Genomic DNA, 23102 nt, shown 5'->3' with positions numbered 1-23102 from the left:
CTGAGCAGCTCAGAGGCCTTGTTTCAGTGAGGCTTCGATGAACGCATCGAGGTCGCCATCGAGCACTTTTTGGGTGGCCGAAATTTCGACGTTGGTGCGCAAGTCCTTGATGCGGCTGTTGTCCAGCACATAGCTGCGGATCTGGTGACCCCAGCCCACATCGGTCTTGGTGTCTTCGAGCTTTTGCTGCTCTTCCTGGCGTTTGCGCATTTCGTAGTCGTACAGGCGCGAGCGCAAGCGCTGCCAAGCGACATCGCGGTTGCTGTGCTGGCTGCGGCCGTCTTGGCACTGCACCACGATGCCCGTGGGGATGTGCGTCAGACGCACGGCCGAGTCGGTCTTGTTGATGTGCTGACCACCCGCTCCGCTGGCGCGGTAGGTGTCGGTGCGCACGTCGGACGGGTTGATGTTGATCTCGATCGAGTCGTCGATCTCGGGGTACACAAACAGCGAGGCAAAAGACGTGTGGCGTCCGCCCGACGAGTCAAACGGGCTCTTGCGCACCAGGCGGTGCACACCGGTTTCGGTGCGCAGCAGGCCATAGGCGTACTCGCCTTCGACCTTGATGGTCGCGCTTTTGATGCCTGCGGTGTCGCCCGGGGTTTCTTCTTCAACAGTGGCTTTGAAGCCTTTGCGTTCGGCGTATTTGAGGTACTGGCGCAGCAGCATGCTGGCCCAGTCGCAGGCCTCGGTGCCACCGGCACCGGCTTGGATGTCGACAAAACAGTTGAGCGGATCGGCTTCGTGGCGGAACATGCGACGAAACTCCAGCTCTTCCACCAGTTTGGACAGCTTGGCGCCTTCGGCTTCGATGGTGAGCAGGCCGTCGTCGTCACCTTCTTCCTTGCTCATCTCAAAGAGTTCTAGGTTGTCTGCCAACTCGCTGGTCAGGTTGGTGATGGTCACCACCACGCCGTCGAGGGCTTTTTTCTCTTTGCCCAGTTCCTGGGCTTTCTTGGGGTCGTTCCAGACGGCCGGGTCTTCGAGCGATGCGTTGACGGTTCTCAGTCGTTCAGATTTGGCATCGTAGTCAAAGATACCCCCGAAGTTCTTGGGTCCGAGCGGACAGGTCTGAAAGCGTTGCGCCGATTTGGTTGATGTGTTCTGCGTCCATGAGGATTCTTTTCTGTGCGGTTCACTAAACCGTCGATTTTCTCATGACTTGCCGCAGGCAACCCCGGGCGCAGGACTTTAAAACTTGCGGCCGTAGGAGAACATCAGCCCCGCAGTGCCCAGTATTTTCATTTGCACCGAGTCGTGTTCATTGAAGTTGTAGCCAATGGACGGGATCACGGCAGGTGAAAAACCGTTGTGGTTATAGGGCACCTTGTTTTGGTATTTGCCCACATAGCCGTAAAGCATGCCGCCAGTGACCTTCACAAACAAATTGGGGTTGCCCAAAAGGCCGTTGAATTGTTGGCCAGCGTACACATAGACCGTGGGCTGGCCGAAGGAATTGCTGAAAAAGCTGATGCCGCACAAGCGCCCACCGGGCAGTTGCTCATCCAGCGCCACCATCACCACGGGTTTGTGTTCCGGGCTGGAGCTGAAGTGGTGGGTAAAAGGCGAGAAGGTGAACTCGCCCTTGTGCGAAGGTTCAGGGGCGCCTTGAACGGCCAGAAAGTCCGGGCAGTAGTACTGATTGGTTTGAGCCTGCGCCAAAAAAGGGTTCAGAACCCACAGCAAGCCCGCGCACCAAGATATGAAATATTTCACCCACTGCTCCCACACACAAAAGGGCGATTTTAGAGGCTCGCGAGCGTCAAAACGTGACAAAAAGTCATCGCAGCGTCTTGGGTTGGCGTATCAGGCCAGAAATGCTTCGAGCATCTCGGCCAGTGCTTGGGGTTGGTCGTGGTGCAGCATGTGCCCGGCGTCCTGGATCACTTGCACACGCACCTGCGGTACCGATTTCAGCCGTTCGTGGTAGTCGGCCAAGGTGTAAGTGCCCTTCCACCACTGACCCAGAGAGTCGTCTGAGGCTTCGACAGCCAGCACAGGGGCACTGATGCGTTTGTACATCTCAAGCGCTTCTTCCACCCGGTACAGATAGGGGTTGACCACCTTGTGCGCCCCGTCACCCAGGATGCGCCACTGACCGTCCGCACCGGGCCTGGCCCAGTGCTGGGCCAGCCAGTCGGCTTTGTCTTGGGGCAGGCGGCGGTTGGTTTTCATCAGGCGGGCCGCCACACCTGCAGCCTCGGCATAAGGTTTGAGATCGTTTTTGCCCTCGCGCTGGGCCTTGAGCTCGTCCAGCCACTGGGCCATGCGGCCCGGGGCCTGAGCCGGGCGTGTGGGGGTCATGCCAAAGCCTTCGAGATTCACCAGGCGGCGGATGCGCTCAGGCCGAGCCCCGGCGTACATCATGACCACGTTGCCGCCCATGCTGTGACCCACCAAATCAATGGTTTGCCCGGGGTAGAAGTGGTCGAGCAGGGCGTCCAGGTCGCCCAGGTAGTCGGGCAGCCAGTAGCTGTCGGTGGCGGGCGATTCGGTCAGGCCGTAGCCGCGCCAGTCAAAGGCGATGATGGGGCGCTGCTGGACAAAGGCGTCGCTCAGGGCGTCGATCATGAACTGGTAGGACGCGGCCACGTCCATCCAGCCGTGGGCCAGCACCAGCGGTGTGGCGGTGCCTGAGGGCTTGCCCCAGTGGCGCACGTGGTAGCGGCAGCCACGCAGTGACACCAAAGTGCTCGTGGATTCTCTGGAAACTTGGTACATATGGGCCACATCATACGGAGACAAACGATGAAAAAGAGTCGCACCCATGACCACTACGCCAGCGTGCACCAGGGTTTTGGCTGGAAGGTGCCGAAAAGTTTCAACATTGCGCAGGTGTGCTGCGGCCGCTGGGCGCAGGGGGGCGATGCGGCGCGGCGTGTGGCGATCCGAGAACATGTGCAGGAGGGCGCTGCTCGGCAGTGGACGTTTGCCCAGCTACAGCAGGCGGCCAATCGTCTGAGCCGGGTGCTGGCTCGCCAAGGGGTGCAGCGCGGTGACCGGGTGGCCATCGTCATGCCCCAGCGCTTTGAGACGGCTGTGGCCTACATGGCGGTGCTGCAAATGGGTGCGGTGGCCATGCCGCTGTCGATGCTGTTTGGGCCGGAGGCGCTGTCATTTCGGATCAATGACAGCCAGTCACGGGTCGTCATTTGCGACGAGGCGGCCGTAGCCGCTGTGCTGCAAGCGCGCCCCGACTGCCCCGGCTTGCAGACCCTGATTGGCGTCGGGCAGGCAGCCCAACAGGCCGACCTGGACTACGACACGGCGCTGGCCGAAGAGTCGGGCCAGTTCAAGCCCGTGAGCACGCGGGCCGAAGACCCGGCGGTGCTGATCTACACCAGCGGTACCACCGGCAACCCCAAGGGGGCCTTGATCCCGCACCGCGCCATGATCGGCAACCTCACGGGTTTTGTGTGCAGCCAAAACTGGTTTGGTTTTGACCCGTTCAAGGCCGAGCGTCCGTCGAAAGCGGTGTTCTGGTCGCCCGCCGACTGGGCCTGGACCGGCGGGCTGATGGACGCCTTGCTGCCCAGCTTGTACTTTGGACGGCCCATCGTGGCCTTCAACGGGCGGTTTTCGCCCGAAGCGGCGTTCGAGATTTTGCACAGCCACGGGGTGACACACACCTTTTTGTTCCCGACCGCGCTCAAGGCCATGATGAAGGCCGTGCCCGATGCGAAATCGCGCTACAGCCTGAAGTTGCAGGCCATCATGAGCGCGGGCGAGGCGGTGGGTGACGCGGTGTTTGCCTACTGCCAGGAGCAGTTGGGCGTGACGGTGAACGAGATGTTTGGCCAGACCGAAATCAACTACGTGGTGGGCAACTGTGCGCGCCTGTGGCCCGCCAAACCCGGCAGCATGGGCAAGGGCTATCCCGGCCACCGCGTGGCAGTGATCGACGAGGCAGGGCGCGAGTGCCCCGCAGGCACGCCTGGCGAGGTGGCGGTGAACCGGCTCGATGTGCACGGCCACCTCGACCCGGTGTTCTTTTTGGGCTACTGGAACAAAGACAAGGCCACCACCGCTAAATACACGGGCGACTGGTGCCGCACGGGGGACATGGCCGTGTGCGATGAGGACGGCTACCTTTGGTACCAAGGCCGCACCGACGACATGTTCAAGGCGGCGGGCTACCGCATCGGGCCGGGCGAGATCGAGAACTGCCTGGTCAAACACCCGGCCGTGGCCAACGCCGCCGTGGTGCCCAAGCCGGACCAGGACCGGGGCGCGTTGGTGAAGGCCTATGTGGTGCTGTCGCCCGACGCGCTGGCGCAACGTGCGCGCGCGGCCAGCAGCGCGCAGTTTGAAGACGAGGTGCGCCAGTCGCTGCAGTTGCATGTGCGTGCATTGCTGGCCCCTTATGAATACCCCAAGGAGATCGAGTTCATCGACCAGTTGCCGATGACCACCACCGGCAAGGTGCAGCGCCGCGTGCTGCGCTTGCAGGAAGAGGCGCGTGCCACTGGCGCGGCGACCTGAAAGGCCTGAACACAAGTCCATGTCGGACTCTCCGAGTGCCGACCTACGGAGACAGGGGGCTTGTAGGTCGGTGGTCGAAGACCCCGACGTTTGGTGGCCGACAGGCGAGTGGCGCCGGTGCTGGCGATGGTTGTGACGCGCAGAGATGTCGGACTCTCCGAGTACCGACCTACGGGGGGCATTTGTAGGTCGGCGGTCGAAGACCCCGACGTTTGGTGGCCGACAGGCGAGTGGCGCCGGTGCTGGCGATGGTTGTGACGCGCAGAGATGTCGGACTCTCCGAGTACCGACCTACGGGAGCATTTGTAGGTCGGTGGTCGAAGACCCCGACATGGGCCTTTGCCGGAGGCCCCAACGTCAGACCCGAAGGTACAAGCTGCTACAGCCCTGATGATTGAACACCTGTCAGCTCAGCGACCCAATAAACGGGCATGACAAAATAAGCACAATCTGTCCGGGCGCAGTGTGTGCCCGCAGTGACCGAATAAAAAAACTTCACAGGAAACCCCATGAAACTTGTCCAACTTGGCCAAACCGATCTGCAGGTGACCCCTATTTGCCTGGGCACCATGACCTTTGGCCAGCAAGTGAGCGAAGAAGGGGCCCATGCCATCCTCGACCGTTCTTTGGCCGCTGGCATCAATTTCATCGACACCGCCGAGATGTACGCCGTGCCCGCCACGGCCGACACCTGTGGCCTGACTGAAACCTACATCGGCAACTGGTTTGCCAAGAACCCCGGCGCCCGCCAGAAGCTGGTGCTGGCCACCAAGGTGGCGGGGCCCTCGCGTGGCATGCCTTGGGTGCGAGAGGGCACGGGCATGACGGCGCAAGACATCTTGACCTCGTGCGAAGGCAGTTTGCGCCGCCTGCAGACCGATGTGATTGACCTGTACCAAATCCACTGGCCCGAGCGCCATGTGATGGCATTGGGCTTCCATTATTTCGACCCGAGCAAGGACAAGTCGGCCACCTCCATCCACGAGCAGCTGGATGCTTTGGCCCAGCTGGTCAAGGCGGGCAAGGTGCGCCACATCGGCCTGTCCAACGAAACACCCTACGGCGTGCATGAATTCGTGCACCTGGCCGAGCAGCACGGCCTGCCCCGCGTGGCCACCGTGCAAAACCCTTATGCGTTGGTCAACCGGGTGTACGACAACGGGTTGGACGAGACCTGTCACCGCCTGAATGTGTCCTTGCTGGCTTATTCGCCGCTGGGCTTTGGCTTGCTCACTGGCAAGTACGACGAAACCGGCTTCGAAGGCCCTGGCGCCCCCGATGGCCGCGTGTCCCGCTACGAGTCGGTGCGCAAGCAGCGCTGGTCGCGCCCCGAGTCTCTGGCCGCAGCGCGCCGCTACAACCAGCTGGCGCGTGACAACGGCATGACGCCCACCGAAATGGCCTTGGCGTTTTGCTACCACCGCTGGAACGTGACCAGCACCATCATTGGCGTGACTTCGTTGGCGCAGCTGGACGAAGACCTGGCCGCTTGGTCGGTGCAACTCTCGCCCGAGGTGCTCAAGGCCATTGACCAGATCCGCTGGGAAATCCGCGATCCATCCCTGTGATGGGGGTTTTGGCGCATGGCCAAAAAAGACAAAGTCAGTGAAACCCCGGCCACGGCGCTTTTGCGCCAGCACGGGGTGAGCTTTACCGAGCACCCTTACGAGTACCTAGAGCACGGCGGTGCCCAGCACAGCGCGCAGGTGCTGGGCATGGACCCCTTCAGCGTGGTCAAGACCCTGATCATGCAGGACCAAGACGCCAAGCCGCTGGTGGTGCTGATGCACGGCAACCGCAAGGTGTCGACCAAAAACCTGGCGCGGCAAGTGGGCCTCAAATCCATCGAGCCGTGTGCGCCCGAGGTGGCCAACCGGCACAGTGGTTACCTGGTGGGCGGCACCTCGCCTTTTGCCACGCGCAGGCAGATGCCGGTGTTCATCGAGGAGACCATCCTCGCCTTGCCGCGCATCTGCATCAACGGCGGCAGGCGTGGTTATCTGGTGGGCATCGACCCGCAGGTGTGCGTGCAGCTACTGGACGCCAAGCCGGTCCATTGCGCGCTGGCAGAATGACGCCACTTCAAAAACAAGGGAGATCAAGATGGAGATGTGGATTCAAGTGGGCGCGGTTTTTGCTGCGTATCTTGTGGGCTCGCTCAGTTTTGCGGTGATCGTCAGCCGCCTGATGGGCCTGAACGACCCCCGCAGCTACGGCAGCAAAAACCCCGGCGCCACCAATGTGCTGCGCTCGGGCAGTAAAAAAGCCGCCATCCTGACCTTGCTGCTGGACGCTTTCAAGGGCTGGTTGCCTGTGGCGCTGGTGTTGGCCTTGGGCCAGCCTTATGGTTTGGGCTCTGGCGTGGCCGCCTTGGCTGGCTTGGCGGCGTTTCTGGGGCATTTGTACCCGGTGTTCTTTGGCTTCAAAGGCGGCAAGGGCGTGGCCACGGCGGTGGGGGTGCTGGTGGGCGTGAACGGTCTGCTGGCGCTGGCCACCGTGGGCACCTTTGCCATCGTGGTGTATTTCAGCCGCTATGTGTCGCTGGCGTCCATGGTGGCGGCGGTGTTTGCGCCGGTGTTTTTCCTGTTTGGCGATGGCGTGGCCTGGCAAGCCGCTGGTGCCGAAGTGCTGTGCTTGGCCGTGATGGCCTTGCTGCTGGTCTGGCGTCACCGCGAGAACATCGACCGCCTGTTGGCGGGCACCGAGTCGAAACTGGGCGCAAAAAAAGCCTGACGCATCAGGCTTTGGAGGGCCGCTCTCTGTAGGATCTTGCCCTGCCAGCGATCGCTCGTGTACCGCTGTTGATCAAATCGCCAGCAAGGCTGGCTCCCACATCGAACAGGCAACGTAGCCGCAACCCTTGTGGGAGCTTGCCCTGCAAGCGATTGACCTTAATCGCGGAAGTTGTCGAACGACAGTGGCAGCTCGGTCATGTCCTTGCGCAAGAGCGCCATGGCCGCTTGCAGGTCATCGCGCTTGGCGCCGGTGACGCGCACCGCGTCGCCCTGGATGGACGCTTGCACCTTGATCTTGCTGTCCTTGATGAGGCGGGTGATCTTCTTGGCGTCTTCGGTTTCGATGCCGTTTTTGACCTTGATCACCTGCTTGACCTTGTCGCCGCCGATTTTTTCGACCTTGCCAATGTCCAGAAAGCGCACGTCCACATTGCGCTTGGTGAGCTTGTTGCGCAGGATGTCTTCGACCTGCGTGAGCTGAAAGTCGGCATCGCCGAACATCGTGATCTCTTTGTCCTTGAGCTCGATGGCGGCGGAGGTGCCTTTGAAGTCGAAACGGGTGCCGATTTCCTTGGCGGAGGTGTCAACGGCGTTGCGCACTTCGACCATATTGGGTTCGCAAACGGTATCAAACGAGGGCATGTTGGAAAAAATCAAAGGTTGAGAATGCGACAATTCTCCCATGATCCTGGAGAAAAATGTCCCCCTGCAGCCTTACAACACGTTCGGCATCGCCGCCAAAGCCCAGGCTTTGGTGCGGGTGCGCTCAGAGGCCGACCTGCGGGCCGTGTTGGCCGACCCCCAACTGGCCACCTTGCCGCGCCAAGTGCTGGGCGGCGGCAGCAACATTGTGCTCACGGGCGACGTCAAGGCGCTGGTGCTCAAGGTGGAGGTGCCGGGCTTGCGCCTGGCGTCTGAGACCGACAAACATTGGATCGTCGAAGTCGGAGCCGGTGTGGATTGGCACGAGCTGGTGGCCTGGACGCTCGATCATGGTTATCCGGGCCTCGAAAACATGGCCCTGATCCCCGGCACCGTGGGCGCGTCGCCCGTGCAAAACATCGGTGCCTATGGTGTGGAGTTGCAAGACCGCTTTGACTCGCTCGACGCCATGGACATGTTCACGGGCGAGCTGTTCAGCCTGAACGCCGCGCAGTGCGGTTTCAGTTACCGTGATTCGGTGTTCAAACACGCATCGGGGGGGGCGGATGGCCTGGGCCTGGCGGGCCGTGCGGTGATTTTGCGGGTGCGCTTTGCGCTACCCAAGCGCTGGAAGCCCGAGCTGGGCTATCTGGACCTGGAGCGCAAGATGGCCGAGACCGGCATCCACAGCCCCGATGCCCGCCAGATTTTTGACTGGGTGGTGGCGATCCGCCGCGCCAAACTGCCCGACCCGGCTGTGATCGGCAATGCGGGCAGCTTCTTCAAAAACCCCACCGTGACCCCCGAGCAATGCGCCGACATCATCGCCCGCGACCCCAAGGTGGTGCATTACCCCATGGCCGACGGCACGATCAAGCTGGCGGCAGGCTGGTTGATCGACGCCTGCGGCTGGAAAGGCAAAACCGTGGGCCACGCCGGGGTCTATGAAAAGCAGGCGCTGGTGCTGGTCAACCGGGGTGGGCGCGAGAATCCTTGCACGGGGGGCGAGGTGATGACGCTGGCCAAGGCGATTCAGACCAGCGTGTATGAGCGGTTCGGGATTCGGCTGGAGCCGGAGCCTGTGGTGATTTGAGGCTTGTTCGTGGTGGTTTGTCGCGCCGGGTTGTGGCCTGAGCGGTCGGCCTCATACTCGCTTCGCTCGCCAAATCGGCCGATCCGCTCAGGCCCCAACCCGGCGCTACGTTGGGGATGCGTTCATCAGGTCAGTTTTTGCGACCTAGCAAGAACAAACCATCCGTCTTGCCACTGTTCAATGCAATGACAGAGAGCGTGTTCGGCGTTGTTGTTTTGTCTAAAACTGCGATGCCACTGAGTGAAACACCGTTGCCAAGAGCACAAGTGCCAGTTCCTGTCGCGGTCACATTCACGATGGCTTTGCCCGATGCTCTTGGTGTTGCTGTGCCTGTGGTAATGCACCCGTTGTCCACAATCGTGAAATTTCCATTGGCGCCAATGGTGAAGGTCATGTTCGTGATCGAATAACGAGCGGTTCTGCCAGACAGTGTGTAGTTTCCAGCGATTTCCGCAGCCGTGACGCCTTGGTCGTAATAGGGGTTGTAGGCAAGGTTGATTGTGCTGCCATTGTTGCTGGTGGCCTGAATGCGCTGTTTTTGCGTCACTGTTCCGGTGTAAGTGCCTGTACCAACGCTGTTTGAGCTGAACGCAAATTCGGAGCCGGATGCTGAAAATGAAGTGCCATTTCCGGTGGCGGTTCCTGCAATGGCACTGATGAGCGTATTGCCAAAGGTTGCGCCACCCCAAGCTTCGCCGTTTTCAAGTACCGCCACTGTGACATTGGCGCCCGTAGAGGATGGGCCTTGCCATAGACCTTCGGCCGTATTCACGGAAGTGCTGCCGCCTCCGCCACCACATGCCGTCAAGACCGCAGCAGCGCAGGCGATCAGACTGAATTTGAATTTCGTGTTCATTTTTACCCTTCGTTTGATAAGTTGGCTGGGTTACGTTGGCTGCATCAAATATGTGAAGCAAACTCCGTAGATGCAAACTATACAAGAAAACATATTTGAGGGATGTCTGCAAAGCCCTCGTTGCCCAAAAAATTGCCTGCAAGCGATAACTTGCGGGAGGTTTTGGCCTACAACATCCGTGTGGCGAGAGTGACCAAAGGGTGGTCACAAGAGGATTTGGCTTTGGAGTGCGAGTTGGACAGGACCTATGTGTCTGCTGTAGAACGTGCCCGTTGGAATGTGTCGCTGTCTAACATAGAGCGTTTTGCTTTGGCGCTGGAATTGGAGCCCTGGGTTTTGCTTAAATCGCCAGCAGCGCCAAATTCAGACAAGTAATTGATCTCGTAAATAAATACGGCCTGAAGGCCGTTTTGATGCTCAATTCAGTCAGACAGCTACAGATCTCTCGTACAAGGTCTCTGGGGCAATGTCGATGTTACCGGGCCAGTTCACTGTGCCGGCAAACACATAAGCTTGCTCAAAAACATGCCTTTGCTGCAATGCCTTAAAGGGCTTCTTGTTCAGCAGTGGTTTGACATCGAACAAACGGTTTTCACCGTTTTCAAACGACAAAGCCAGCCAATGGTCTTGCATGGGTTTGACAAAGACCACGTCCAACAAGTCATGCATGGTCCTGCTCCTCAACGCAAAGGGTCAATCGGATAGGGCTGCTCACCAGCCTTGGCAAGTTCCCAGTCGGCCAGCAGTTCATCTTTGTGGATTTCGATCCAAGCTTGAACCATCTTCAGTTGTTTGGGTGGAAAGCCTCCAGCCAACACTCGGCCATCGTCAATGGCAATGGCCGCTTTATCGCCTGCGTAGCGCACATGGATGTGGGCGAGGTGATGCCTGTCCGTGTCCTCAAAGAACATGGAGACCAGGATTCCGTAAAACATGCTGATGGTGGGCATGGGCGGATTGTATGGGTTGAATTGAAGTTGGTCACGATGAATGCGTCAGCAACGCAGCCTTGGCGCGGGCGCCTGCCGGACTCGCCGATTTGGCGAGCGAAGCGAGTTATGAGGCGAGCCGGCAGGCGCCCGCACCGGGGCGGAAAACACCACCAAACCAAGCAAGACAACAAAAAACGGCCCGAGGGCCGTTTCCCATTTGAAGCGACACCCACTTCACTTCTTGCCGTTGCCGTCCAGTTTGTAAATGTGCGGGCCTTCGCCCACCGACAGCAGGCCGGTGTGGGCGTAGATGCCCAGCTTGGCGCGGGTGTCGGTGATGTCGAGGTTGCGCATGGTCAGCTGGCCGATGCGGTCCAGCGGACTGAACGGGGCGTCTTCCACCTTTTCCATTGACAAACGCTCTGGGGCATAAGTCAGGTTGGGTGAGTCGGTGTTCAGGATGCTGTAGTCGTTGCCACGGCGCAGTTCCAGCGTCACGGTGCCGGTCACAGCGCGGGCCACCCAGCGCTGGGCGGTTTCGCGCAGCATGATGGACTGTGGGTCGAACCAGCGGCCTTGGTACAGCAGACGGCCCAGGCGCAGGCCGTTGATGCGGTACTGCTCGATGGTGTCTTCGTTGTGGATGCCGGTGACCAAGCGCTCATAGGCGATGTGCAGCAGCGCCATGCCGGGGGCTTCGTAGATGCCGCGGCTCTTGGCTTCGATGATGCGGTTTTCGATCTGGTCACTCATGCCCAAGCCGTGGCGGCCGCCGATTTCGTTGGCCTTGAGGAACAGCTCGACCGGGTCGGCGTATTCCACGCCGTTCAGGGCCACGGGCATGCCTTCTTCAAAGCGCACGCTCACTTCTTCGGCTTTCACGTCCACTTCGGGCTTCCAGAACGCCACGCCCATGATGGGGTTGACGATCTTCATGCCGCTTTGCAGGCTTTCCAGGTCCTTGGCTTCGTGGGTTGCGCCCAGCATGTTGCTGTCGGTGGAGTAGGCCTTTTCGGCGCTCATCTTGTAGCCAAAGCCGTTGGCAGTCATGAAGGCGCTCATTTCGGCGCGGCCACCCAGCTCGTCGATGAACAGCTGGTCGAGCCAGGGCTTGTAGATCTTCAGGCTCGGGTTGGTCAGCAGACCGTAGCGGTAAAAGCGCTCGATATCGTTGCCTTTGAAGGTAGAGCCGTCACCCCATATGTTGACGTCGTCTTCCTTCATGGCAGCCACCAGCATGGTGCCGGTCACAGCGCGGCCCAGCGGGGTAGTGTTGAAGTAGGTGATGCCACCGGTGGAGATGTGGAAGGCGCCGCACTGGATGGCGGCAATGCCTTCGTGGGCCAGCTGGGTGCGGCAGTCGACCAGGCGGGCTTTTTCAGCGCCGTATTCCATCGCTTTGCGGGGAATCTCGTTGTAGTCGGCTTCGTCAGGCTGTCCCAGGTTGGCGGTGTAGGCGTAGGGCAGGGCGCCCTTTTGTTTCATCCACAGCAGGGCAGCGGAGGTGTCCAGGCCGCCGGAGAAGGCGATACCGACTTTTTGCCCTTTGGGCAGGTTTTGCAAGATGGTGCTCATGTTCTGAATCCGATCAACCGAAGTGGCAGATGTAGTGGTAGGGCTCGGTCACGCGGATCTCGAACTTGGAGTTGCCAGGGATGCTGAACTCTTCGCCTGCGCTGGACTTGACCCATTCGGTGCTGCCGTCGAGCTTGTATTCGCAGGAGCCGCCCACGCATTCCATGATTTCAGGGGCGCCGGTGTTGAAGGTCAGGGTGGCGGGCAGGATCACGCCCACCGACAGCTTGGTGCCGTCGGGCAGGGTCAGGCCGTGGCTGACGCATTTGCCGTCAAAGTAAACATTGGCTTGGGTGTTGACGGAGACGCCGTCGATGCTTTGGGTGGTCATGGTGTGTATCGGGTAGAACGAGTCTGAAAATGAAACAGGGGCCTGATGCGGCCCCTGTGCTCTTGGGTCAAACGATCAACCCGCGATTTTAGGTCAGTTGCGGGGCTTTGCCCCTGCTGTGTTCAGCGCCAGTGGCCATGGCGGTAGCCGCCACCCCAGCCCCAACCCAGGTTGAGGTTGGTGTAAATGGGCGGGTAAGTGCGGTAAACCGGCGCAGGCACATACACCACCGAAGGTTGGGTGACCACGGTGGTGCTGGGGGCGGTGACCACGGTCGGTCCGACAGCCGGTGCCTCGGATCGTGTTGCGCCCAGGGGGGTGACTTGCAGCTGGATGGTGGGGCCGGGGTCTTGCGGCAATTGCACGTTGTATTGTTTGCCCGCATATTCATAGACCACGTTGTAGCCCACCAAGCGGTTTTCATACACGTTCTGGGTGGTGCAGGTGGTCTGGTTTTGCAGTTGGCTGCCGGGGTTTTCAATCTTGTCGCCCATCACCGCGCCGCCAATCACGCCGACCATGGTGGCCAGGGCTTGACCCGAGCCGCCGCCAATCTGGCTACCGACGGCACCCCCGGCAATGGCGCCCATCAAGGCACCCGCACCCGTTGATGGGTTTTGCACGGCCACTTGGGCCTGGCTACAGCTTTGACGCGGAACGGCCACTTGTTGGTAAACCGCTGCTCGCGAAATCACCTGGCCGACCTCCTGGGCTTGTGCCCATCCGGCGGTGACCAGCAATAGGATGCTTGTCAGTGTTTTCATGTTGAGGATCTCCGTCAAATTTGAAAGAAGTTTAACTGGTGAGCCTGCGCTGGCGCGTGGCTGTCAGGTAAAGAACCTTTACAAAAAATTCATGCCGGCCATTGCTCCGGGACATGACCCACGGTGAATTGGCCCGATGGCCAGGCGATGACCGGACGTTTGATGGTGCTGGCGTGTTCTTGCATCACTTGCTGGGCGCTGGCGCTGTCGGTCACGCTGCTTTGGACTGCGGCGTCGAGCTTGCGCCAGGTGGTGCCTTTGCGGTTGAGCACGGTTTCCCAGCCCGCTGCGGCGACCCACTGGGCCAGCTCTGCGGCGGGCACGCCTTGCTTTTTGAAATCGTGGAAGGTGTAGCTCAGGCCTTGGTCGGTGAGCCAGGTGCGTGCTTTTTTCACGCTGTCGCAGTTGGGGATGCCGTAAACAGTCAGTTCCATGGGGTCTTTGTTCAAGATGAAAAGGTCGGGAGTGGGCGACAATCGCCGCCTATGAAGACTCTACAGGAATGGCTCGACTGGTGCGAGCAACTACACCCCGTGGCCATTGACATGGGGCTGGACCGCGTGAAAACCGTGGCGGACCGGATGGCTTTGCGCTTCGACTGCCCGGTCATCACCGTCGCAGGCACCAACGGCAAGGGCTCGACCTGTGCCATGCTGGAGGCCATTTTGTTGCAAGCGGGTTACCGTACGGGCGTTTACACCTCGCCGCATTTGGTGCGCTTTGAAGAGCGTTGTCGTTTGCATGGTGAGTCGGCCTCTGCCCCGGCGCTGGCCGAAGCTTTTGCGGCGGTCGATGCGGTACGTGGCGATGTCTCCCTGACTTATTTCGAGTTCAGCACCCTGGCCATCCTGCATTTGATGGCGAAGTCCGCTCTGGATGTGGCCATTCTGGAAGTGGGCCTGGGCGGACGACTGGATGCGGTCAACATCATCGACGCCGATTGCGCGGTGATCACCAGCATCGACATTGACCACACCGCCATTTTGGGCAAAGACCGAGAAAGCATTGGTTTTGAAAAGGCCGGCATCATGCGCGCCGGTCGCCCTGTGGTGGTCAGCGACCCGGTGCCGCCCCAAAGCGTGCTGGACCATGTAGCAGCCATTGGCGCTGACCTGTGGCGGTTTGGGCAGGATTTCAATTTCTCGGGGGACAAGCTGCAATGGTCCTGGGCCGGACGCGGGCGTCGTTACAGCGGCATGGCCTATCCGGCCTTGCGCGGGGCCAATCAGCTGGTCAATGCCTCGGGCGTTTTGGCGGCGCTCGACGCCCTGCGCCCGCGCATTCCCGTCACCGCCCAGGCTGTGCGCAACGGGCTGGCCATGGTCGAGTTGCCGGGGCGCTTTCAAATTGTGCCCGGCGAACCGGTGCTGGTGCTGGATGTGGCGCACAACCCCCATTCAGTGGCGGCTTTGGCTGCCAACCTGGACGCCATGGGTTTTTATCCGACGACTCACGCGGTCATGGGGGCCATGGCCGACAAGGACTTGCTGCCCATGTTGCAGCGGGTCAATCCCATGATTGACCGTTGGTATTTCACCGATTTGCCCTTGCCTCGGGCGGCCAAGGCGGTGGATTTGCAGAAGACTTGGACGTCGCAAAACGCGCGTGCAGATGCCTCGTCCAGCGTTCATCCAGACCCCATGACAGCGCTGCAAGCGGCCATTCAGGCGGCCAACCCGGCTGATAGAATCGTTGTCTTTGGCTCCTTCCATACCGTGGGCGGTGTTTTGCAAGAGGGAATTCCCCGTCTTCAAGCCAAACACCTCAGCCCCTGAATACTCAGCCATGGCCTTTTTCAAGTTCCGTTTTCCCGGTCAAGCCGCCTCTGCTTCGGTCGATGCGGTCCCCTCCGGGCCCAGCCAAAACATCGACATCGTTCGCAGGCGTGCACGGCATCGCCTGATGGGCGCAGTGGTGTTGGTGCTGGTGGCTGTGGTGGGCTTTCCCTTGCTGTTTGACACCCAGCCCAGACCGGTGGCGGTGGACACACCGATCGTGATTCCTGATCGGCAAACGGCATCACCATTGACCAGTCCACAGGCGGTGCCCGCCCCGCAAGCCCCGGCCAAACCCTTGTTGGCCGCATCGGGTGCTGTGCCCGCTCAAGCCAGTCTGGATCCGCGTGAGGAGGTGGTTTTGCCGGTGCCTGAGCCTGCGGCTGTCATGTCCCCATCTGCCAAAGCCCTCGCCCCTAAAACGGCGGCTGCACCTGAGACATCTGTTGAGAAAGCCAAAGACACAAGTCCCAAGCCAGAGGTCAAGGCTGCGGCACCTGCAAAATCCGAAAAACCAGTGGCACCGGCGACGCCCGCCAAGCCCAAAGACGATGGCAGCAAGGCGCATGCCTTGCTGGAGGGCAAACCCGCCAAAGCTGTGCCAGAACGCGTCGTCATTCAAGTGGGCGCTTTCTCGGATGCAGACAAGGTGCACGAGGTGCGTCGCAAACTGGAGCAGTCAGGATTCAAGACCTACACCCAGGTGGTGGATGGCAAAGAGGGCAAGAAAACCACACGCGTGCGCGTGGGGCCTTTTGACAACCGTGATGAGGCGGAGAAGGCTGCGGCCCGTATTCGCAAGCTCGATTTCGCGCCTTCGATTCTGAAAATTTGAGATGGCGCTTGTTCTGACCGATTGGTTGTTGCTGGGCGTGCTCACGCTTTCCATGTTGCTCGGGCTTTGGCGTGGCTTTGTGTTTGAGGTGCTGTCCCTGGCAGGCTGGGTGGCGGCTTTTGTTGGTGCGCAGTGGTTGGCTGCCGATGTGATCGCTTGGTTGCCCTTTGTGAATGGTGCGCCCGGCGCAGTGCAATACGCCGTCGCCTTTGTGGTGGTTTTTGTGTTCATTTTGCTCGCCGTGGGGGTGCTGACCTGGTTGATCAAAAAACTGGTGGAAAGCGTGGGTTTGCGCCCTGTGGACCGCGTATTGGGGGCCGGTTTTGGTTTGGCGCGTGGCGTGGTGCTGTTGCTGGCGTTGACCGTGGTGGTGCAACTCACCGGGCTGTCGCGAGGGGATTGGTGGCAGTCTGCCCGGGGCCCAGCCTTACTGGACATCACGATTGAGGGGCTGAAGCCCTTATTGCCCGAAGCCTTTGTGAAATATTTGCCCTGAGTGTTTCGGGGTGGTTCGATTTTTGAACGGAAATAAGTATGTGTGGAATTGTTGGCGTTGTGAGCAGCGCACCGGTCAATCAGCTCATTTATGACGCCTTGTTGCTCTTGCAGCACCGCGGCCAAGATGCGGCAGGCATCGTCACGCAGCTGGACCGCAAGTTTTTCATGCACAAGGCCAAGGGCATGGTACGGGACGTGTTTCGTACCCGCAACATGCGGGCCCTGCCGGGTAACTGCGGATTGGGCCAGGTGCGCTACCCCACAGCGGGCAACGCCTTCAGCGAAGAAGAGGCCCAGCCTTTTTATGTGAATGCCCCGTTTGGCTTGGTGCTGGTGCACAACGGCAACCTGACCAACGCCCATGCGCTCAAGGCCGAGTTGTTTTCCAACGACCACCGCCACATCAACACCGAGAGCGATTCCGAGGTGCTGCTCAACGTGCTGGCCCACGAGCTGGAAAAAACCACGCGTGGCTTGCCCCTCAAGCCTGCCGATGTGTTCGAGGCCGTGCGCGGAGTGAACCGCCGCATCAAAGGCTCATATGCCGTGATCGCCCTGATCGCGGGCCATGGCCTGCTGGCTTTCCGTGACCCGCACGGCATCCGCCCCCTGTGCCTGGGCCGAGGCGCCGACGGCAGCATCATGCTGGCCAGCGAATCGGTGGCGTTGGACGGCACCATGCACCAGTTCGAGCGTGATGTGGCTCCGGGCGAAGCGATTTTTGTGGACCTGCAAGGCAAGCTGCACAGCCAGGCCTGTTCGGACAAAGCGCAGCTGAGCCCCTGCATTTTTGAATATGTTTATTTGGCCCGTCCGGACTCGACCATGGACGGTATTTCGGTGTACCAGGCTCGCTTGAATTTGGGTGAAACGCTGGCTAAGCGCGTGATTTCTACCGTGCCGCCCAGCGACATTGATGTGGTGATCCCGATCCCCGAGTCGAGCCGCCCCAGCGCAACCCAGTTGGCCCATTTGCTGGGTATTCCGTACCGCGAGGGATTTGTCAAAAACCGTTACGTGGGCCGCACCTTCATCATGCCGGGCCAGTCGGTGCGCAAGAAATCAGTGCGCCAAAAGCTCAACGTGATCGTCAGCGAGTTCAAGGGGCGCAATGTGCTGCTGGTGGACGATTCCATCGTGCGCGGCACCACCAGCCGCGAGATCGTGCAGATGGCGCGTGACGCGGGTGCCCGCAAGGTCTACATGGCCAGTGCGGCACCGCCAGTGCGGTACCCCAATGTGTATGGCATCGACATGCCCACCAAGGAAGAGCTGGTGGCGCATGGCCGGAGCATCGAAGAAATCCGGCAGATCATTGGCTGCGACGCACTGATTTATCAGGACGTGGATGCGATGAAAGCAGCCGTGGCCCAGGCCCGTGTCTCGGGTGCCGGTGCTTTGTCGGCCTTTGACGCCTCGTGTTTTGACGGCGTGTATGTGACCGGCGACATCTCGGCGGACGACATCAGCCGTTTGAACGAGTCGCGACCTCAGACCGAAGAGGGCGCCGAAGACAATTCGCGTTTGGCTTTGCCCAACGCCAGCGAGTGAGGACCCGCATGACCACCAATTCACGATGGGACGATTTGCACATTGAAACCCTGGCCGTGCGCGCCGCTGTGGAACGCAGCCAGTACGGTGAGAACTCCGAAGCCCTGTACCTGACCAGCGGCTACGTGCAGCCCACAGCCGCGGCTGCGGCTGCCCGTTTTGCGGGTGACGAAGAGGGTTACACCTACGGCCGCTACGGTAATCCCACGGTCAGCAGCATGGAAATGCGCCTGGCCGCTCTGGAGGGCACTGAGGCGGCCATGGGCACGGCGTCTGGCATGTCGGCCATTTTGATGATGTGCATGGGCCTCTTGAAGGCGGGTGATCATGTGGTGTGCTCGCAGTCGATGTTCGGCTCGACCATCAAACTTGTTGGTTCAGACCTTGCCAAGTTTGGGGTGGAGTCCAGTTTTGTCTCTCAAACCGACTTGAAAGAGTGGCAAGAGGCGGTTCGCCCCAACACGCGTTTGCTGTTTGCCGAGACGCCCACCAACCCGCTGACCGAGGTGTGCGACATCCAGGCCCTGGCCGACATGGCCCACAACGCAGGCGCTTTGCTGGCAGTGGACAATTGCTTTGCCACGCCTGCGCTGCAGCGACCTGCGGCCATTGGTGCCGACATCATCATGCACTCGGGCACCAAATACCTGGACGGGCAGGGCCGCGTCATGGCGGGCGCTCTGTGCGCCTCGCAACAACTCATCACCGAAAAATTCTTGCCTGTGCTCAAAAGCGGCGGCATGACGCTGGCCCCCTTCAACGCCTGGGTGGTGCTCAAGGGCCTGGAAACCCTGGACTTGCGCATGCGTGCCCAAACCGCGCGTGCGCAAATCTTGGCCGAGTGGCTGGAAAAGCACCCCTCGGTGGCGCGGGTGTATTACCCGGGCCTGGCCAGCCACCCACAGCACGATTTGGCCATGCGCCAGATGTCGGGCCTCGGTGGCGCAGTCTTGTCCTTTGAAGTGAAATCCGAGGGCCCCGAGCAATCGCGTCAACGTGCTTTCCATGTGATGGATCAAATGCAAATGCTGTCGCTGGCCACGAACTTGGGCGACACCAAAACCATGGTGGCGCACCCCGCCAGCACCTCGCACGGTCGCCTGACCGAAGCCCAGCGTCAGGCCGCAGGCATTGGCCAGGGCCTGATCCGCGTGGCCGTGGGGTTGGAGTACCCGCAAGACGTCCAGACCGATCTGGCCCGCGGCCTCGAAACCTTTTGATATTTGAACGGGGGCCGACAGTGGCCCTCTCTTGAGCTGAAACCATGACGAAAATCCGCACCCGCATCGCCCCGTCTCCCACGGGGTTTCTTCATTTGGGCACCGCCCGCACCGCTTTGTATTCCTGGGCCTATGCCCGTCACTATGGCGGTGAGTTTGTCCTGCGCATCGAAGACACCGATGTGGCCCGTTCCACACAAGACTCGGTGGACCAGATTCTGGAGTCCATGCATTGGCTGGGCCTCAATTACGATGAAGGCCCAATCTATCAAATGCAGCGCCTGGACCGCTACCAAGCGGTGATTGATCAGATGCTGGCCGCAGGCACCGCTTACCGCTGCTACTGCACACCCGAAGACCTGGAGGCCATGAAAGCCGCGCAGGAAGCGCGTGGCGAAAAGCGTTTGTACGACCGCACCTGGCGCCCCGCGCCGGGCAAGTTGCTGCCGCCTGTGCCTGCGGGCGTGAAGCCCGTGATCCGTTTTGCCAACCCTGTAGACGGCGTGGTGAGCTGGGACGATCTGGTCAAGGGCCCGATCAGCATCAGCAACACCGAGATCGACGACTTGATCATTCAAAGAGCACCCGAAGAAGGCGCACCTGAGGGCGCGCCGGGCGTGCCGACCTACAACTTTGCCGTGGTGGTGGACGACTGGGACATGGCCATCAGCCATGTTTTCCGGGGTGACGAGCACATCAACAACACACCTTGGCAGATCAACATCTACCGCGCTCTGGGCGCTGCGCTGCCGCAGTTCGGTCACCTGCCCGTCATCCTGGGCGACGATGGCCAAAAGCTGTCCAAGCGCCGCGGCGCGGTGGCGGTGTCCAACTACGACGAAGCGGGCTACCTGCCCGAGGCCATGAACAACTACCTGGCTCGTCTGGGCTGGAGCCATGGCGACGACGAGTTGTTCAGCCTTGATCAGATGGTGCAGTGGTTCGACGGCACCCACCTGTCCAAGAGCCCAGCGCAGTGGGACGCGGCCAAACTGGCCTGGGTCAATGCCCAGCACCTCAAGGCCATCGACGATGCCGATCTGGCAGTCAAGGTGCAGCCATTCCTCGCCAGGCTGGGTGTGACAGCCGATGAACGCTTGACGGCTATCTGTGGTTTGTTCAAGGATCGCTGCGACACGCTGGTGGCGCTGGCCAAGTGGGTCAGTGCTTTCTATCTCGATGTAGTGCCCAATGCCGACGAGAAAGCCCAGCACGTGACCGAGGCGGTCAAACCCGCGCTGGCATTGCTGGCAGACAAGTTGGCTTTGTGTGTTTGGGACAAAGCATCCATCTCTGCAACGATCAAAGAAGTGCTGGCTGCAAGCGGACTCAAAATGCCGCAGCTGGCCATGCCCGTGCGCGTGCTGGTCATGGGCACGGCCCAGACGCCATCTCTGGATGCCGTACTTTTTTTGAATAAAAGAGAAAAAATTATCGCCAGTTTGCAAAACGCCTAAAAACCTGTCTATAATTCAAGTCTCGACACCAACGAGGCATAACGGTAAAGCAGAAATGCAAAACGTTGTACCAAAGGGGGGTATAGCTCAGCTGGGAGAGCGCTTGCATGGCATGCAAGAGGTCAGCGGTTCGATCCCGCTTACCTCCACCAAAGTGTCGAGAAGATTCGAAAGAATCAGTCCAGGTTATGACCCTATCGTCTAGAGGCCTAGGACATCACCCTTTCACGGTGAGTACCGGGGTTCGAATCCCCGTAGGGTCGCCAAGTTTGTAGCACTTGGCTTTAACGCAAGTTAGAGCAAAGCTATCTACCAGGAGTGGTAGTTCAGTTGGTTAGAATACCGGCCTGTCACGCCGGGGGTCGCGGGTTCGAGTCCCGTCCACTCCGCCAAAAAGTAAAAAACCGCTGTGAGTCTATGACTTACAGCGGTTTTTTCATGGGCGCTCGGTTTTATGCATCAGTGCGCCGGCCCTGTGAAGTATTCAATTGTCATAGGTGGTGCGGGCCGAACCTTCAGGTCCGACATGGCTGGCTTCAGCACAGGTGGTATGTCGGGGCTGAAACCAGTGACCTAAGGGGGGAGGTGCTTCTTCGTAGGTCGGAGCATTAGCTCCAACGGTGTTGGTTTTTGCGCAGGCCCATGTCGGGGCTGAAGCCACCGACCTAACGGGGTGACCTGAGGTGAACATTTCAGTCTTCAGCTTGCTCTATCACCAGCACTCACATCAGCCGGGTAATCGAGCCATTTTTGTGTGATTTGCCTCCTGCCAAGGGCTTCAAACGTGCCCTCTAAATCGGCAGTCATAGGGCCACCAGCTTCAAAGACGGCGAAAGGGTTGAAATTCAGACAAAAAATCAAACTTCAGCCCCTGATCAATAAGGGAAAAAGCGCATGGTCCATCGGCACCCCGGCGGGCAATTCTTGGTCCAGCCCGGAGAAGGGCGGCGAGGTCACCCAAGGGCGCGGCGCGTGGGTCATGTCATCGCCCAAAAAACGCACCGAGTACACGCGCCTGCGCTGCGTGCCGTCCACCCCAGCCGAGGCGTGCAGGCTGAGCATGTGAAAACACACCAGATCGCCGGGCTGCAAATCCCAGCCGAGGATGGGAAAGTCTTGGCGGCGGTTTTCGATGTCGGGCAACTCGGCCAGGGAGCCTTCAGGGAACCATTTGGCTTGGTTCGTCATGAAGGTGCGCGGCATGAGCCAGGGGCCACGGTGTGAGCCCGCGATGAACTCCAGCGTGGACGGGCGAGACACCGGGTCCACCGGAATCCAGAAACTGATGTTTTGCAGACCATCCACGTTGTAATAAGGCTGGTCCTGGTGCCAGGGTGTGCGCTGGCGCGTGCCGGGCTCTTTGACCAACAGGTGGTCGTGGTACAGGCGCACCGTCTGACTTTGCATCAGGCGCTGGGCCAGGGCGGCCAAGGGCGTGTCAAAGATGAAGCGCTTGTACTGCGGGATGTCTTGCCAGTTGCAAAAGTCTTCAAAAAAGCGCCCCGGGTCGTCCGGCCTGCTGGCCACCATGCCGCGCGGGCTGGGGTGGGCCAGATTGGCCTCGATGCCGTCCCGCAGCAGGGCCACTTCTTCGGGCGTAAACAAGTTGCGGATGCACACCGCGCCGTCGCGCTGGTAATCGGCCACGTCTTGGTCGGTGGTGCAGGCTTGAACTCGTTGGCGCAGGGTGGCGAGGGCTGGGTTAGTCATGTCGGTGAAGATATCTGTTTAACGAGAGAACAAGCGCTGTGCGATAAGCCGTTCACCGCTTGAGTTTTTGATAAAAGTTTTCGTGTGATCCCAACAGCAGGAGCATGCGCGTGCCGGGGTCGTATTCGTAGGCCAGCAGCATCAGTTGCTGTTGGCTGCGGTATTTGTAGACAAAAACGCCCGATAAGTCGCCCTTTTTGGCCTCACCCAAGCCGGGGTCGTTGACGATGGCTTCGACCGCGCTGTCTGCATCGGCCTGCTGAGGGGCGTGGAGTTTTTTGTAGGCGCGCGCAAAACCCGCACTTTGAAGAACCTGGACTGGGCTCATGCTGCGCGGGATTGGGGCACAAATGGCGTTGCCAGAACGGGGCCTTCTGCCCGAGCGATCATGAGTTCGCGCACAAAATCGATGGGCAAATCCGGGTTGTCCAAAGCAGCTTTGCCGACCATGGCCCAGAATTCGATCTGTCCGGCAATGGTGCGCCGTTCAGCACTGGCGTGTGCTTTGGCCTGTTCGTAAAGCGTGTCGTCGATGCGTACGGGCATGCCCATGAGATTCACCTTGAAGTTAATTGCTACAAATGTAGCATTGCAAGGTTTCCCACGTCAAGCTCAGAGCCCCGTCGTTTGAGACGGTCTCCGTGCT

General features: G+C 60.0%; 26 protein-coding genes and 3 tRNA genes. 15 read left to right on the top strand and 14 right to left on the bottom strand.

Features of this window, described 5'->3' with window-relative positions:
* Positions 1-9: 9 nt before the first annotated feature.
* From prfB to B9Z51_RS02535, 3 genes are all read right to left on the bottom strand, one after another.
* Positions 10-1114 (bottom strand): peptide chain release factor 2 gene (prfB, locus tag B9Z51_RS02545; protein ID WP_108371499.1). Its coding sequence is split into 2 segments (ribosomal slippage): positions 10-1032 and positions 1034-1114, totalling 1104 coding nucleotides; the frame shifts between segments, so codons are not numbered across the junction.
* Positions 1115-1191: 77 nt separating this feature from the next.
* Complete coding sequence (locus B9Z51_RS02540) at positions 1192-1716, bottom strand: hypothetical protein (protein ID WP_108372658.1); 525 nt, start codon at positions 1714-1716, stop codon at positions 1192-1194.
* A 90-nt stretch (positions 1717-1806) separates the two neighbouring features.
* Entirely contained in the window at positions 1807-2721 is a 915-nt protein-coding gene (locus tag B9Z51_RS02535; RefSeq protein ID WP_108371498.1) for an alpha/beta fold hydrolase, read from the bottom strand.
* 27 nt (positions 2722-2748) lie between these two features.
* On the opposite strand from B9Z51_RS02535, the gene B9Z51_RS02530 reads away from it, so the two are divergent.
* The 4 genes from B9Z51_RS02530 to plsY all read left to right on the top strand — a co-directional run bounded on the left by B9Z51_RS02530 (position 2749) and on the right by plsY (position 7215).
* A complete protein-coding gene (locus tag B9Z51_RS02530; protein WP_108371496.1) occupies positions 2749-4482 on the top strand; it encodes an acyl-CoA synthetase in 1734 nt (577 codons plus the stop codon).
* Positions 4483-4991: 509 nt separating this feature from the next.
* On the top strand, positions 4992-6050 hold the full coding sequence (locus tag B9Z51_RS02525) for an aldo/keto reductase (RefSeq protein ID WP_108371494.1): 1059 nt from the start codon (positions 4992-4994) through the stop codon (positions 6048-6050).
* Between the two features lie 15 nt (positions 6051-6065).
* Entirely contained in the window at positions 6066-6557 is a 492-nt protein-coding gene (locus B9Z51_RS02520; RefSeq protein WP_108371492.1) for an aminoacyl-tRNA deacylase, read from the top strand.
* A gap of 28 nt (positions 6558-6585) precedes the next feature.
* Positions 6586-7215, top strand: coding sequence for a glycerol-3-phosphate 1-O-acyltransferase PlsY (gene plsY, locus B9Z51_RS02515; protein ID WP_108371491.1), 630 nt, complete (start codon positions 6586-6588; stop codon positions 7213-7215).
* Between the two features lie 158 nt (positions 7216-7373).
* Here the strand turns inward: plsY and B9Z51_RS02510 are convergent, their stop codons facing one another.
* A complete protein-coding gene (locus B9Z51_RS02510; protein WP_108372656.1) occupies positions 7374-7859 on the bottom strand; it encodes a YajQ family cyclic di-GMP-binding protein in 486 nt (161 codons plus the stop codon).
* Between the two features lie 40 nt (positions 7860-7899).
* Between B9Z51_RS02510 and murB the strand changes: the two genes are divergently transcribed.
* Entirely contained in the window at positions 7900-8952 is a 1053-nt protein-coding gene (murB, locus tag B9Z51_RS02505; RefSeq protein WP_108371489.1) for a UDP-N-acetylmuramate dehydrogenase, read from the top strand.
* A 130-nt stretch (positions 8953-9082) separates the two neighbouring features.
* Here murB and B9Z51_RS02500 read toward each other — a convergent pair whose 3' ends face one another.
* The gene (locus B9Z51_RS02500; RefSeq protein ID WP_108371487.1) at positions 9083-9808 is read right to left on the bottom strand and encodes a hypothetical protein; all 726 of its coding nucleotides are present in this window, start codon (positions 9806-9808) and stop codon (positions 9083-9085) included.
* A 102-nt stretch (positions 9809-9910) separates the two neighbouring features.
* Between B9Z51_RS02500 and B9Z51_RS02495 the strand changes: the two genes are divergently transcribed.
* Positions 9911-10183, top strand: a complete 273-nt coding sequence (locus tag B9Z51_RS02495; RefSeq protein WP_108371485.1) for a helix-turn-helix domain-containing protein — start codon at positions 9911-9913, stop codon at positions 10181-10183.
* 51 nt (positions 10184-10234) lie between these two features.
* Here B9Z51_RS02495 and B9Z51_RS02490 read toward each other — a convergent pair whose 3' ends face one another.
* From B9Z51_RS02490 to B9Z51_RS02465, 6 genes are all read right to left on the bottom strand, one after another.
* A complete protein-coding gene (locus B9Z51_RS02490; protein WP_108371484.1) occupies positions 10235-10477 on the bottom strand; it encodes a DUF2442 domain-containing protein in 243 nt (80 codons plus the stop codon).
* 11 nt (positions 10478-10488) lie between these two features.
* Positions 10489-10758: a DUF4160 domain-containing protein gene (locus B9Z51_RS02485; protein WP_090142254.1), complete on the bottom strand. Its 270-nt coding sequence runs from the start codon at positions 10756-10758 to the stop codon at positions 10489-10491.
* A 216-nt stretch (positions 10759-10974) separates the two neighbouring features.
* The gene (gene argG / locus B9Z51_RS02480) at positions 10975-12315 is read right to left on the bottom strand and encodes an argininosuccinate synthase (RefSeq protein WP_108371482.1); all 1341 of its coding nucleotides are present in this window, start codon (positions 12313-12315) and stop codon (positions 10975-10977) included.
* Between the two features lie 13 nt (positions 12316-12328).
* Complete coding sequence (locus B9Z51_RS02475; RefSeq protein WP_108371480.1) at positions 12329-12646, bottom strand: pyrimidine/purine nucleoside phosphorylase; 318 nt, start codon at positions 12644-12646, stop codon at positions 12329-12331.
* Positions 12647-12768: 122 nt separating this feature from the next.
* Positions 12769-13410, bottom strand: coding sequence for a glycine zipper 2TM domain-containing protein (locus B9Z51_RS02470; RefSeq protein ID WP_108371478.1), 642 nt, complete (start codon positions 13408-13410; stop codon positions 12769-12771).
* Positions 13411-13499: 89 nt separating this feature from the next.
* Positions 13500-13844, bottom strand: coding sequence for an arsenate reductase (locus B9Z51_RS02465; RefSeq protein WP_108372655.1), 345 nt, complete (start codon positions 13842-13844; stop codon positions 13500-13502).
* Between the two features lie 51 nt (positions 13845-13895).
* On the opposite strand from B9Z51_RS02465, the gene folC reads away from it, so the two are divergent.
* The 9 genes from folC to B9Z51_RS02420 all read left to right on the top strand — a co-directional run bounded on the left by folC (position 13896) and on the right by B9Z51_RS02420 (position 21138).
* On the top strand, positions 13896-15185 hold the full coding sequence (gene folC / locus B9Z51_RS02460; protein ID WP_108371476.1) for a bifunctional tetrahydrofolate synthase/dihydrofolate synthase: 1290 nt from the start codon (positions 13896-13898) through the stop codon (positions 15183-15185).
* 10 nt (positions 15186-15195) lie between these two features.
* Entirely contained in the window at positions 15196-16020 is an 825-nt protein-coding gene (locus B9Z51_RS02455) for an SPOR domain-containing protein (protein WP_108371474.1), read from the top strand.
* A gap of 1 nt (position 16021) precedes the next feature.
* A complete protein-coding gene (locus tag B9Z51_RS02450) occupies positions 16022-16516 on the top strand; it encodes a CvpA family protein (protein WP_108371472.1) in 495 nt (164 codons plus the stop codon).
* Positions 16517-16554: 38 nt separating this feature from the next.
* Positions 16555-18069 (top strand): amidophosphoribosyltransferase, encoded by a 1515-nt coding sequence (gene purF, locus B9Z51_RS02445; RefSeq protein ID WP_108371470.1) that lies wholly within the window; start codon positions 16555-16557, stop codon positions 18067-18069.
* 8 nt (positions 18070-18077) lie between these two features.
* Positions 18078-19289, top strand: a complete 1212-nt coding sequence (locus B9Z51_RS02440) for an O-succinylhomoserine sulfhydrylase (RefSeq protein ID WP_108371468.1) — start codon at positions 18078-18080, stop codon at positions 19287-19289.
* Positions 19290-19333: 44 nt separating this feature from the next.
* Complete coding sequence (gene gltX, locus B9Z51_RS02435; RefSeq protein ID WP_108371466.1) at positions 19334-20746, top strand: glutamate--tRNA ligase; 1413 nt, start codon at positions 19334-19336, stop codon at positions 20744-20746.
* A gap of 76 nt (positions 20747-20822) precedes the next feature.
* Positions 20823-20898, top strand: a tRNA-Ala gene (locus B9Z51_RS02430).
* Between the two features lie 38 nt (positions 20899-20936).
* Positions 20937-21012: transfer RNA gene (locus B9Z51_RS02425), tRNA-Glu, on the top strand.
* Between the two features lie 49 nt (positions 21013-21061).
* A tRNA-Asp gene (locus B9Z51_RS02420) sits at positions 21062-21138 on the top strand.
* Between the two features lie 472 nt (positions 21139-21610).
* Here the strand turns inward: B9Z51_RS02420 and B9Z51_RS02415 are convergent.
* Genes B9Z51_RS02415 through B9Z51_RS02405 form a run of 3 tightly spaced genes read right to left on the bottom strand, consistent with a single transcriptional unit; the run spans position 21611 to position 23008 of the window.
* Complete coding sequence (locus B9Z51_RS02415; protein WP_108371464.1) at positions 21611-22456, bottom strand: phytanoyl-CoA dioxygenase family protein; 846 nt, start codon at positions 22454-22456, stop codon at positions 21611-21613.
* A 52-nt stretch (positions 22457-22508) separates the two neighbouring features.
* Positions 22509-22784, bottom strand: coding sequence for a type II toxin-antitoxin system RelE/ParE family toxin (locus B9Z51_RS02410; protein ID WP_108371462.1), 276 nt, complete (start codon positions 22782-22784; stop codon positions 22509-22511).
* Positions 22781-23008, bottom strand: coding sequence for a ParD-like family protein (locus tag B9Z51_RS02405; RefSeq protein ID WP_108371460.1), 228 nt, complete (start codon positions 23006-23008; stop codon positions 22781-22783). The genes B9Z51_RS02410 and B9Z51_RS02405 overlap by 4 nt, the downstream gene beginning before the upstream one ends.
* Between the last annotated feature and the right edge of the window lie 94 nt (positions 23009-23102).

Origin of the sequence: Limnohabitans sp. T6-5 (genome assembly GCF_003063315.1) — a bacterium.
Classification (GTDB): Bacteria; Pseudomonadota; Gammaproteobacteria; order Burkholderiales; family Burkholderiaceae_C; genus Limnohabitans_A.
This window is presented reverse-complemented; position numbering and strand designations above follow the sequence as displayed.